Annotated in this window: 10 protein-coding genes; 8 read left to right on the top strand and 2 right to left on the bottom strand. The window is 72.8% G+C overall.

Going from position 1 to position 11,696, the window contains the following annotated elements; genetic code table 11:
* The coding region (locus tag HCJ92_RS17840) for a substrate-binding domain-containing protein (RefSeq protein WP_167934616.1) at positions 1 to 349 on the top strand (349 nt) is incomplete at its 5' end.
* Positions 350 to 484: 135 nt separating this feature from the next.
* On the opposite strand, the gene HCJ92_RS17835 is transcribed toward HCJ92_RS17840, so the two are convergent.
* On the bottom strand, positions 485 to 1,111 hold the full coding sequence (locus HCJ92_RS17835) for a DUF305 domain-containing protein (RefSeq protein WP_167934615.1): 627 nt from the start codon (positions 1,109 to 1,111) through the stop codon (positions 485 to 487).
* Positions 1,111 to 2,037 (bottom strand): DUF1996 domain-containing protein, encoded by a 927-nt coding sequence (locus HCJ92_RS17830; protein ID WP_167934614.1) that lies wholly within the window; start codon positions 2,035 to 2,037, stop codon positions 1,111 to 1,113. Before HCJ92_RS17830 ends, HCJ92_RS17835 begins: the two co-directional genes overlap by 1 nt.
* Before the next feature lie 550 nt (positions 2,038 to 2,587).
* Here HCJ92_RS17830 and HCJ92_RS17825 point away from each other — a divergent pair.
* The 7 genes from HCJ92_RS17825 to HCJ92_RS17795 all read left to right on the top strand — a co-directional run bounded on the left by HCJ92_RS17825 (position 2,588) and on the right by HCJ92_RS17795 (position 11,627).
* Positions 2,588 to 3,586: a LacI family DNA-binding transcriptional regulator gene (locus HCJ92_RS17825; protein WP_167934613.1), complete on the top strand. Its 999-nt coding sequence runs from the start codon at positions 2,588 to 2,590 to the stop codon at positions 3,584 to 3,586.
* 270 nt (positions 3,587 to 3,856) lie between these two features.
* On the top strand, positions 3,857 to 5,545 hold the full coding sequence (locus HCJ92_RS17820) for an ABC transporter substrate-binding protein (protein ID WP_167934612.1): 1,689 nt from the start codon (positions 3,857 to 3,859) through the stop codon (positions 5,543 to 5,545).
* Between the two features lie 306 nt (positions 5,546 to 5,851).
* A complete protein-coding gene (locus HCJ92_RS17815; protein WP_167934611.1) occupies positions 5,852 to 7,147 on the top strand; it encodes an ABC transporter ATP-binding protein in 1,296 nt (431 codons plus the stop codon).
* Positions 7,144 to 8,124, top strand: a complete 981-nt coding sequence (locus HCJ92_RS17810; RefSeq protein WP_167934610.1) for an ABC transporter permease subunit — start codon at positions 7,144 to 7,146, stop codon at positions 8,122 to 8,124. The genes HCJ92_RS17815 and HCJ92_RS17810 overlap by 4 nt, the downstream gene beginning before the upstream one ends.
* A 25-nt stretch (positions 8,125 to 8,149) precedes the next feature.
* A complete protein-coding gene (locus HCJ92_RS17805; RefSeq protein ID WP_420824736.1) occupies positions 8,150 to 9,211 on the top strand; it encodes an ABC transporter permease in 1,062 nt (353 codons plus the stop codon).
* Entirely contained in the window at positions 9,208 to 10,212 is a 1,005-nt protein-coding gene (locus HCJ92_RS17800) for an ABC transporter ATP-binding protein (protein WP_167934608.1), read from the top strand. Before HCJ92_RS17805 ends, HCJ92_RS17800 begins: the two co-directional genes overlap by 4 nt.
* Positions 10,209 to 11,627 (top strand): GH1 family beta-glucosidase, encoded by a 1,419-nt coding sequence (locus HCJ92_RS17795; protein ID WP_167934607.1) that lies wholly within the window; start codon positions 10,209 to 10,211, stop codon positions 11,625 to 11,627. The genes HCJ92_RS17800 and HCJ92_RS17795 overlap by 4 nt, the downstream gene beginning before the upstream one ends.
* Positions 11,628 to 11,696 lie beyond the last annotated feature (69 nt).

The raw sequence follows: 11,696 nt of genomic DNA, 5'->3' as shown, positions 1-11,696 counted from the left end.
CGCCGCGTCCGCCGACACCCCGGCGGCCGGGGCCGCCGCGACCCGGCGGCTCCTGGACGACGGCCCCGTGCCCGACGCGCTGTTCGCCACCTCGGACCTCCTCGCGCTCGGCGCCCTCGCCGCGCTCCGGCAGGCCGGTCGACGGGTCCCGGAGGACGTGGCGGTGGTGGGCTTCGGCGACGGCGGGGCCGCCGCGTGCGCCGAACCCGGCCTGACCACCGTGCGGCAGCCGGTCGAGGAGATGGCCGCGGAGACCGCCCGGTTGCTGCTGCGCCAGATCGACCACCGGGGGGAACGCGCCCCCTCCGTCATCTTCCCGCCGACCCTCACCGTGCGCGCCACCGCCTGAACAACCCGCCGACGCAACTGCGCGGCCCCGGACGGTGTCCGGGGCCGCGGGTGCGCACACGGCCCGATCGGGGGCGGTCGGGCCGTGTGCGAGCGGTGGCGGCAGCCGGCCGGGCTGCCGCCACCGACCGGCCGCTCAGCCGGCGAGTGCCTCCAGCGTGGCGAGTTGACCCTCCCGGGTCTCGGCGAGTTCCGCCGCCAGCGCGGTGGTCGCCTCGTCGCTGCCGTTCTCCGCCGCCGAACCGGAGACCATCGCGGACTGCGCCAGGTGCTCGTGCAGCGCGTCCCGGGCGGCGGCGTCCACGTCCGACGCCCCGGCGATCTCCGACAGTTCGTCGTCGGTGACCATGCCGGTCATGTTGTGTCCCTCGTGCGGGTTGGTGTCCGGCACGCCCGCGTCGTCGAGGATCTCCCGCAGACGGGTCGTCTCCTCGGCGTGGCTGACGGCCAGTTCACCGGCGAACCCGCCCAACTCGGCGTCCGTGCCCGACTCCTCGACCAGCTCCAGCAGCAGCAGGGTCCGGTCGTTCATCGGGGCCATCAACTGGAGCCAGGCGAGGTCGGTGCCACTGAGCCCGTCGGCGGCGGACTGCTCGCCGCCGACGCTCGCCGGGTCGGTCGCACCGGCGGCGGGAGCCTCCGCCACCGGTGTCACGGCCGGCGCCGCGCCCCGGTCGTCCTCCGCCCCGCAGCCCGCCAGCGGCAACGCCGTCAGCAGGGCCGCCGCGGCTGCGGTGGCGACACGGCGGGCGCGGCGCGGCATCACAGCGGGTTCCCGTCGGCGCCGCACTTCACGATGGCGTTGAGGCAGTCACGCACGCGGCGCTCCAGCTCCTCCTGCGGCCAGGCGTTGATGAAGTCCGCGTGCATCGTGTACCCCGGGCCCGAGGCCAGCTCGAAGCGAGAGGGGTCCCCGTTGACCGGGTAGCGCACGACCTGCCGCATCTTGGGCACCGGCACCGGGTGGGTCTCCGGGCACTCGTTGGCGACCGGGTAGGCCATGTGGCTCTGGTGGTCGGGGGAGTCGAGGTTGACCCCGTCCCAGCACTGCGGGAAGTCCAGGTAGGACTCCAGCGCGCTGCCCTCGGGGCAGTTGACGAAGTCCTTCGAGGGCTCCACCTCCCCGGCGTGCAGGCACGACCAGCGGGCGATCACCGGGTCGTCCGGCCCGGCCACCGCGTTGCCGGCGAGCATCAACAGGCCCTCGGGGTAGGGCTGGATGCGCTCGGTGACGTCCTGGTTCACGCCCTCGCCGAGGTAGTAAAACGTCGCCTGCTGGGGCTCCACCGGCTCGCCGTCGACGAAGAGCGTCGGCATCCAGTACGAGGAGAGGTCCACCAGCGGGTCGCAGGTGGTCTGCCCCGCCTCGATCAGGTCCGCCGCCGTGCTGTGGGCGTCGGTGACGGGCGAGCCGAAGAAGCTGTGCATGTGGGAGGCGCCCGGCAGGCCGGGGAAGACGATCGGGTCGTCCGGCAGCCGGTGGCTGAACTCGCACTCGGCGAGGAACTCCGCCACGCCGTAACTCTGGGCCGACACTTCGCCGTTCGACTCGGGCGTGGCGTCGGTGTCGTCGCCGGCGATCGCGCCGGGTATGCCGGTCAGCTGGAGTGCGGCGACGGCCGCGCCGGCCACGGCGACGGTGAGCAGGCGGTTGCGGGTGCGGCGGCGGGACGTGGGGGGTGAGGTCATGGTCCGGGCTCCTCGGATGGGGGATCGCGTGACTCGTCCGCGGTGGGGGACCCCGGCCGGTGGGCCGGCGGGGTTCACGGTGGGCCGCACACTGGACAGCCGGATGCTATAGCTGGCCGGGGCACTGTCCGGAGTGTTCCGCAAGACATCAGAGAGCGTTCTCTGGCGGGGACCCTAAGAGCGCCTTAAGGGACCGTCAAGCCATGCTCAACATTCCCGGAACCCGACAGCTCCGAGAGCGGCTGAACCGCCTGAAACACGGCGTGAGAGCGCAGTTACCGACTTCTGAAGCCGATCGCTCGGCAATTCTCCAAACCAGAGAGCGCTCTCTCTGTTCGACGGACTTCGACGAGCTGCGCCTTCACCGACTGAAGGGATTTTGCAAGGTGGTACGGACTGTTCCGGATCTTCTCTGCACGTCTTGACGACCCATCGCGCGGCGAGTTGACTGCCGCGCACACCGACCGGAACCGGTTCCGGAACCGGTGCCGGTACGCCGCGTCCCCCACGGGCGCGCCACCGGCCGAGTCGTTCGTCCAGGGAGTCCGCAATGCGCGTCACCATCGCCGATGTCGCCCGTACCGCGGCCGTGAGCAAGACCACCGTCTCCCGTGTCCTCAACGGGAAGGGAGAGGTGGACCGCACCACGGCCGAGCGGGTCCGGGGCGTCATCGACGAGCTCGGCTACGTGCCCTCCTCCCGCGCGGTCAGCCTGGCGCGGGGGAACAGCCGCACCCTCGCGATACTGGTGCCCTCCCTCGGCTGGCCGTGGATCAGCCAGATCCTCCAGGGCGTCTCGGACACCGTGGAGTCCGCCGGGTACGGCCTGCTGCTCTTCACCTGCAACCGCGGCGAGCAGTCCATGGCCCAGTTCACCAGCCAGGTCACCGCACGCGCCTTCGACGGACTTCTCGCGATCGTCCCCGGCGACGCCCTGCCCACGCTGGAGAAGCTGCACGCGCAGGGACTGCCCGCCGTCGTCATCGACGACCAGGGCCAGCGCCCGCGACTGCCGTTCGTCGCCACCACCAACGCCGAGGGCGGCGCCGCCGCCGCACGCCACCTGCTCGACACCGGGCGGGTCCGCCCGCTGGTCGTCGCCGGGCCCCCGCGCTTCGGCTGCGTCCAGGACCGCCTCACCGGCTTCCGCGCCGCGTTGCGCGAACGCGACCTCCCCAAGCCCGGGGCCCTGGTGGTCGGCAGCGACTTCACCGTCTCCTCCGGTCGGCGCGCCGTCGAGGGCGTCCTCGCCGAGGGGAGGCCCTTCGACTCCGTCTTCGCGTTGAACGACCAGACCGCGGTCGGCGCCCTCGCCGCGCTGCGCGCCGGCGGTCGCTCCGTCCCCGACGACGTCGCGGTCATCGGCTTCGACGACGTGCCCATGGCCTCCGTCTCCGACCCCCAGCTGACGACGATCCGCCAACCCATCCGCCGCATGGGCGAAGCAGCCGCCCAGATGCTGCTGCACCACCTCCAGGGCGCCCCGCTTCCCACCGAACCGGTGATCCTGCCGACCGAGTTGGTGGTCCGGGCCTCCGCGCCCAACTGACGGCGGCGGGCCTCGCCCGCCCCGCTCCACCCCTACCGCACCCTCACCGGCGGGCCCTCCCCACGGGCCGTGAACGCCCTACGGGGGCACCGTCCGGGCGTCGGCCTGCCCGCCGGCCGCCCGGAACGCACCACCTCGCGGGCATTCGTACCGCCCACCCCCACACATGAGCACGCACGCCACGCAGCACCCGGCACCACCGAGCAGCACCCGGCACCCGCCGCGATCCGCGGCGCCGGCACCCGCAACCCGCCGTCCAAGGAGCCCACCATGAGACTCACCCCCCGCAGAGGAAACCGCCGCCGAGCGACCCTCGCCGTCGCCACCGCGGTCGTCCTCAGCACCCTCGCCGCCTGCTCCGGCGGGGGCGGCGGCACCAGCAACGCCGGTCCGCGCGGTGACGGCGTCCTCAACGTCGGCATGCCCAACGCCCCGCAGGCCGACAACAGCAACCCGTTCCTCGCCACCTCGGCCAGCGTCTCCCTCGGCTACCGCGCGATGATCTACGAGCCCCTCGCCATGTTCAACGGCATCCGCCCCGCCGAGGACGCTCGTCCCTGGCTCGCCGCCGAGTGGGAGTGGAACGAGGACTTCACCGAACTGGTGATCACCGCGCAGGACGGCCCGGAGTGGTCCGACGGCACCGCGTTCAGCGCCGCCGACATCGCCTACACCTTCCAACTGGTCAAGGACACACCCGCGTTCAACGGCGCGGCCATCCCCTTCGACGAGGTCGAGCAGGACGGCGACACCGTCCGGCTGACCTTCGGCGAGTCCCAGTTCGTCAACCAGAACCGCATCCTGGGGACCTACGTCGTCCCCGAGCACATCTGGTCCGAGCAGGACTCCCCGGAGACCTGGGAGAACCGCGAACCGGTCGGCACCGGCCCCTACGTGCTGGAGACCTTCACCCCGCAGACCGTCACCCTCACCCGGCGCGACAGCTACTGGCAGGGGCTGCCGGAGGTCGAGGAACTGCGCTACACCTCGTACAACGACAACAACGCGCAGACCACGGCGCTGGCCAACGGCGACTCCGAGTGGTCGTTCGTCTTCATGCCGGACTACGAGAACGTCTACATCGCCAAGAACCCCGACCACCACAACCTGTGGTTCCCCACGAGCCTCGGCGTCCACGGCCTCTGGCTCAACACCGACCAGGAGCCGTTCGACGACCCGGCCCTGCGCCGCGCGGTCTCGCAGGTGATCAACCGCGACGACATCCATGTCCAGGCCCACGCCGGGCTCTACCCCGCGCTGGAGAACCCCACCGGGCTGCCGCTCCCCGCCGGGGAGCCGTTCCTCGCCCCCGAGTACCAGGACGCCGTGGTGGAGGCCGACGCCGACGCCGCCCGCGCCGAACTCGACGACGCCGGGTACGACACCTCCGGGGACACCCTGCTCGACCCCGACGGCAACGCCGTCACCGTCGACCTGATCGGCCCGGCCGGCTGGTCCGACTACCTCACCGCGCTGTCGATCATCTCGGACAACCTCGGCGAGATCGGCATCGAGGCCACGCTCAACACCCAGACCGTCGAGTCCTGGCGAACCTCCGTCGACAACGGCGAGTTCGACGCCACCCTGCACTGGACCAACAGCGGCGGCACCCCCTACGACATGTACCAGCACATCATGGACGGCGGGATGTACCACCCCGTCGGCGAGGGCTCCCCCGGCGGCAACTTCGGCCGCTACCAGAACCCCGACGCCGACGCCGCGCTCGAGACCTACGCCACCACCAGTGACGAGGGCGAACGCGAGGAGGCACTGCACGAGTTGCAGCGCATCCTCGTCGAGGACGTCCCGATGGTCCCGACCGTCGCCGGACCGATCGGCGCCCAGTACAACACCACCAACTGGGTCGGCTGGCCGGACGAGTCCGACCCCTACGGCCCGCCGCAGCCCACCCAACCCAACGCGTTGGACATCGTGCTGCGCCTCAAGGCCGCCGAGTAGCAGCGACGTGCCGGGGCGGCACCGCCGCCCCGGCCCGCGCCGCGTCGCCCGCGGCAGGCCCGGCCGTTCCGCCCGCCACCGGGCCGGGACGACAGGGCACCCCGCACCTCCGCGTCCCCGCGCACACCCGTCACCCGCGCCACCCGCGCCACCGGGCCGTGCGGCCGTCGTCCGGCCCCGCCCGGTCTCCGGCGTGCCCGCGCCACCCCGTCCGGCCGTCGCCGCGGCCACCGCCGCCGCCTGCCGTCGCCGCCGGCAATACCCGAGCCACCCGCCCCGGACCCGAGACCCAGGAGCCGCGTCCCGATGTCCTCACCAGCAGCAGATCCCCCCGCCACCGGGAACGAGGTGGTACTGGAAGCGCGCGGCCTGACCAAGCACTTCCGGGTCCGCTCCGGGCTGCGCGGGCTCGCCCGCCGCGGCCCGCGGCCCGTCGTCCACGCGGTGGACGACGTCACGCTGCGGCTGCGCCGCGGCACCGTCACCGCCGTCGTCGGCGAGTCCGGCTCGGGGAAGTCCACCATCGCCCGGCTGCTGGCCCAGCTCTACCCCGCGACCGGCGGCGAACTGCTGCTGGACGGGAAGGACGCGCGGGCCAAGGGCGGACGCGCCTTCCGCGCGTACTGCCGCGACGTGCAGATGATCTTCCAGGACCCGTTCGGGTCGCTGAACCCCGTGCACACCGTGCGCTACCACCTGACGCGCGCGCTGCGCATCCACGGCCGTGGCGGCAGCAACGCCGCCGAGCTGGAGACCGCGCTCACCGGCCTCCTCGGTCGCGTCCACCTCACCCCGGCCGCGCGCTACCTCGACGTCTTCCCCCACGAGCTGTCCGGCGGACAGCGGCAGCGCGTCGCCATCGCCCGCGCCATGGCGGCACAGCCCCGGGTCCTCCTCGCCGACGAACCCGTCTCGATGCTGGACGTCTCCATCCGGCTGGGCATCCTCAACCTGCTGCGCGACCTCAAGGAGGGCATGCGGCTGGCGATCCTCTACATCACCCACGACATCGCCTCCGCCCGCTACTTCGCGGACGAGACGATGGTGATGTACGCCGGGCGGCTGGTCGAGGGCGGCGACAGCGAGACCGTCACGCAGCGGCCCGCGCACCCCTACACCCAGCTGCTCATCGCCTCCGCGCCCGACCCCGACCGCATCGCGGAGGGCGTCGGTCCGACCGCCGCGCCCCCGGCCGACCCGGACGCCGCCCTGCCGGCCGCGCTCGCCGGCGGCGGGGACGACGCCCACGCCGTCGCCGAGCACGAGGCCGCCGTCGTCGCGGAGGCCGAGGCGGAGAACGACGCCCCCGGCGAGCCGCCCAGCCTCATCACCCCGCCCGCCGGCTGCCGCTTCCACCCCCGCTGCCCCAAGGCCATGGCGCGGTGCCGCACCGAGGCACCGCCGCGGTTCGCCGTCGCCGACGATCAGTGGGCCGCCTGCTGGCTCTACGAGGGCAGGCCCCTCGCCCCCGACCTCACCGACGGCCCCGGCATCCACTCGGCCGCCGCCACCCACGCGGCACCCGACGGCGGGCAGGGCGTCGACCGGCAGCGCGCCGACCGGCTCGCCAAGACCGGCGACCGCGGGGAGGGAGCGGCGTGAAGTACCTCCTCCAGCGGCTCGCCTTCTACGCCGTCACCGCCTGGGCCGCGATCACCATCAACTTCGTGATCCCGCGCCTGATGCCGGGCGACCCGGTCCAGGCGCTGATCAACCGGTTCCAGGGCCAGCTCTCCACCAAGGCCATCGACTCGCTCTACACCCTCTTCGGGCTGGACGAGGAACGCTCGCTCTGGCAGCAGTACCTCGACTACTGGGGGAACCTGCTCCGCGGCGACCTCGGCACCTCGTTCGCCTTCTTCCCCACCGGGGTCGGCGACATCATCGCCGAGAGCCTGCCGTGGACGCTGGCACTCATGGGCGTCACCACGCTGATCAGCTTCGTCCTCGGCACCGGGATCGGCATCTACGCGGGCTGGCGCCGCGGTTCGTGGCTCGACGGACTGCTCCCCGTCACCACCTTCATCTCCTCCATCCCGTACTTCTGGCTCGGTCTCCTCGCCATCTCGGTGTTCGCCGTGCAGTGGCGGGTGTTCCCCGCCTCCGGCGGGCACGACGCCTCGGTCGTACCCGGGATGACCTGGGGATTCATCTCCAGCGCGCTGTACCACGCGCTGCTGCCTGCCATCACCATCGTCGTCAGCGCCGTCGCCGGCTGGATCCTCGGCATGCGGAACATGATGGTGAGCGTCTCCAGCGAGGACTACGTCCTCGTCGCGCAGGCCAAGGGCCTCTCCGAGCGGCGCGTGATGTTCTCCTACGCCGCCCGCAACGCGATCCTCCCGAACATCTCCAACTTCGCGCTCTCCCTGGGCTTCATCGTCGGCGGCACGCTGCTGGTGGAGATGGTCTTCTCCTATCCCGGCATCGGCTACCGCCTCTTCCAGGCGGTCGGGGCCAAGGACTACCCGATGATGCAGGGCGTCTTCCTGATCATCACCCTCGCGGTGCTCGCCGCCAACCTCCTGGCAGACCTCGCCTACATGGCGCTCGACCCCCGTACCCGAAGGGAGTCCTGACGTGGCACAGCCCACCGACGCGGCGATCGCCACCGCGGAGCCCTCTCCCGCCCCCGCCCGCCGCGACCGCACGCGGTTCCTGCGCAACCCCAAGACACTGACCGGACTGGTGATCCTCGCCGGGTTCGTGCTGGTCGCGGTCATCGGACCGTGGATCGCGCCGCACGACCCCTCCGCGCGCGGCCCCGAGCTGCTGCAACCCCCGTCCTGGCAGCACCCGTTCGGCACCACCCAGACCGGGCAGGACATCTTCTCGCAGATCCTGGTCGGCGCCCGGGGCGTCCTCGTCGTCGGCTTCACCGCCGCGCTCATCGCCGGCGTGCTCTCCGTCGTCGTCGGGGTGACCGCCGGCTACCTCGGCGGTCTCGGCGACGACCTGCTCTCCTCGGTCAGCAACATCTTCCTCGTCATCCCCGGCCTGCCGCTGATCATCATCATCGCGAGCTTCCTCCCCGACACCGGGGACCTCGCCATCGCCGCGATCATCGGCCTCACCGGCTGGGCCTGGGGAGCACGGGTGCTGCGCGCCCAGACGCTGTCGCTGCGCAACCGCGACTACGTGCAGGCGGCCAAGGCCACCGGCGAGTCCACCCCGCGCATCATCGTCTTCGAGCTGCTGCCGAATCTGACCGCCGTCATCGCCTCCGGCTTCATCGGCACCGTCATCTTCGCGGTGCTCGCCAACGTCACGCTGGCGTTCATCGGCGTCGCCGACATCTCGGACTGGAACTGGGGGACCGTGCTGTTCTGGGCCCAGTCCAACCAGGCGCTGGCGCAGGGCGCGTGGTGGTGGTTCGTCCCGGCCGGGCTCTGCATCGCCCTGCTCGGCACCGCCCTCGCGCTGATCAACTTCGGCATCGACGAGTTCATCAACCCCCGGCTGCGGTCGCCCGGCAAGGAGGACCGCGCCGTGCGGATGCGCATCGGCTTCACCCCCGTCGTGCGCCGCGACCCCCCGCGCGACGCGGGCACCGGCTCCGACACCGCCGGCGCTCCCGGCGGCGGGACCACCGACCCGGGCGGGACCACCGACGCCGGCGTCGCAGGGAACCCCGGCACCGACACGGGCAAGGAGACCCACCGATGACCGAACCCGTCCTGGAGATCCGCGGCCTGGACGTGGACTACGGCCTCGGTGACAGCGCCGTGCGCGCCGTCCGCGACATCAACCTCACCCTCCACCGCGGCGAGATCCTCGGCCTCGCCGGGGAGTCCGGCAGCGGCAAGTCCACCCTCGCCTACGCCGTCACCCGGCTGCTGCCCCCGCCCGGCGTCATCACCGGCGGCCACGTCCACTACCGGCCGGGCGGCGGCGGTCCGTCCGTCGACATACTCGACCTCGACCCCGAACAGCTGCGCGCCTTCCGCTGGCAGGAGATCTCCCTCGTCTTCCAGGGCGCGATGAACTCCCTCAACCCGGTGCACACGGTCCGGAGTCAGCTCACCGACGTCCTCGTCGCCCACCGGCCCGGGATGAGCCGCGCCGACCGCAACAACCGAGCCGCGGAGCTGCTCTCCCTCGTCGGTATCTCCGCCGACCGGCTCGGCAGCTACCCGCACCAGCTCTCCGGCGGCATGCGACAGCGCGTCATGATCGCCATGGCGCTGGCGCTGGAGCCCGAGATCGTGCTGCTCGACGAACCGACCACCGCCCTCGACGTGGTGATGCAGCGGCAGATCCTGCGCCAACTGGTGCGGCTCCGCGAGGAACTGGGCTTCTCCGTCGTCTTCATCACCCACGACATATCGCTGCTGCTGGAGTTCTCCGACCGCGTCGCGGTGATGTACGGCGGCCGGATCGTCGAGGAGGCCGGTGCCAAGGAGATCTACCGCGACGCCCACCACCCCTACAGCCACGGCCTGCTGCACTCCTTCCCCGCGCTGCACGGGCCCCGCCGGGAACTGACCGGCATCCCCGGCTCGCCGCCCGACCTCAAGTCCATGCCGAGCGGGTGCGCCTTCCACCCCCGCTGCCCCAAGGCGTTCGACCCCTGCGGCACACGCGTGCCCGCGCTGACCCCCGCCGACGCGGGCGACCGGTCGGTCGCCTGTTGGCTGCACACCGAGCACGGATCGGGAGAATCATGACCGCCACCCCGCCCGCCACCACCCAGTCGGCGCCCACCGCGCGCGCCGTCCCCGGCCTCCCGGCCGACTTCCGCTGGGGGGTGGCCACCTCCGCCTACCAGATCGAGGGCGCCGCGGCAGTCGACGGCCGCACCCCGTCGATCTGGGACACCTTCTGCCGGGTGCCCGGCGCCGTCGTGCGCGCCGAGGACGGCGACACCGCCTGCGACCACTACCACCGCATGCCCGAGGACGTCGCGATGATCGCGGGCCTCGGCGTCGACACCTACCGGTTCTCCGTGGCCTGGCCGCGCGTACAGCCCGGCGGCGCAGGCCCCCTCAACCCCGCGGGCATCGGCTTCTACGACCGACTGGTCGACCGGCTGCTGGAGCACGGCGTCACCCCCTGGCTGACGCTGTACCACTGGGACCTGCCGCAGGAACTGGAGGACGCCGGCGGCTGGCCCGCGCGGGACACCGCCCTGCGGTTCGCCGACTACGCGGCGGCCGTCCACACCGCCCTGGGGGACCGGGTCCGGCACTGGACCACCCTCAACGAGCCGTGGTGCTCCTCCTGGCTCGGCTACCGCACCGGCGTCCACGCACCCGGACGCAAGGACCTCGGCGACGCGATGCACGCCGCGCACCACCTGCTGCTCGGGCACGGCCTCGCCGCCCAGCGCCTGCGGGAGGCCGGCGACCCCGACATCGAACTGGGCATCACCCTCAACCTCGGGGACCACGCCCCCGCCGGCGACAGCGAGGCGGACCACCGCGCCGCGCGCCTCGCCGACGGCATGGGCGGGCGGCTCTACCTCGACCCGCTCTTCCGCGGCCACTACCCCGAGGACGTCCTCACCGACCTCGCCGAACAGGGCGTCACCCTCCCGGTGCGGGACGGCGACCTCGCTGCGATCGCCGCGCCGCTGGACGTGCTGGGCGTCAACTACTACACCAGCCACCGCCACGCCGGCACCGACGAGCAGGGACGGGCGGCGGGCCCGGACGGCCGTCCGGTGGACCGCGACGTCCCGTACGGCCGCCCGCGCACCGCCATGGGCTGGGAGATCGTGCCCGAGGGGCTGACCCGGCTGCTGGTGCGACTGGACCGGGAGTACGGGGTGCCGACCGTCGTCACCGAGAACGGCGCCGCCTTCGACGACCTGCCCGCCGCTGACGGCTCCGTCCCGGACGGCGACCGCGTCGCCTACCTGGACGGCCACATCCGCGCGGTCGCGGACGCCCGCGCCCAGGGCGCGGATGTCCGCGGCTACTTCGCCTGGTCGCTGATGGACAACTTCGAGTGGGCCTTCGGCTACGACAAGCGGTTCGGCATCGTGCACGTCGACTACGACACGCAGGTGCGCACCGTGAAGGCGAGCGGGCAGTGGTACCGGGACACCGTCCACCTCACCCGCGAGGCCGCCACCGGCTGAACCGGCCCGGGAGCGGCCCCCGCCCGCGCGCCGGCCGCCCCGCGCCCCGCCCGTCGTGCCCCCACCGCC

It is taken from the genome of Streptomyces spiramenti, assembly GCF_012034385.1.
In the GTDB taxonomy this organism is placed as follows: Bacteria; Actinomycetota; Actinomycetes; order Streptomycetales; family Streptomycetaceae; genus Streptomyces; species Streptomyces spiramenti.
This window is presented reverse-complemented; position numbering and strand designations above follow the sequence as displayed.

What these genes read in the sequence shown, in the direction of transcription:
- HCJ92_RS17835 (WP_167934615.1), bottom strand. Translation starts at nt 1,111, where the DNA reads ATGCCGCGCCGCGCCCGCCGTGTCGCCACCGCAGCCGCGGCGGCCCTG.
- HCJ92_RS17830 (WP_167934614.1), bottom strand. Translation starts at nt 2,037, where the DNA reads ATGACCTCACCCCCCACGTCCCGCCGCCGCACCCGCAACCGCCTGCTC.
- HCJ92_RS17825 (WP_167934613.1), top strand. Translation starts at nt 2,588, where the DNA reads ATGCGCGTCACCATCGCCGATGTCGCCCGTACCGCGGCCGTGAGCAAG.
- HCJ92_RS17820 (WP_167934612.1), top strand. Translation starts at nt 3,857, where the DNA reads ATGAGACTCACCCCCCGCAGAGGAAACCGCCGCCGAGCGACCCTCGCC.
- HCJ92_RS17815 (WP_167934611.1), top strand. Translation starts at nt 5,852, where the DNA reads ATGTCCTCACCAGCAGCAGATCCCCCCGCCACCGGGAACGAGGTGGTA.
- HCJ92_RS17800 (WP_167934608.1), top strand. Translation starts at nt 9,208, where the DNA reads ATGACCGAACCCGTCCTGGAGATCCGCGGCCTGGACGTGGACTACGGC.
- HCJ92_RS17795 (WP_167934607.1), top strand. Translation starts at nt 10,209, where the DNA reads ATGACCGCCACCCCGCCCGCCACCACCCAGTCGGCGCCCACCGCGCGC.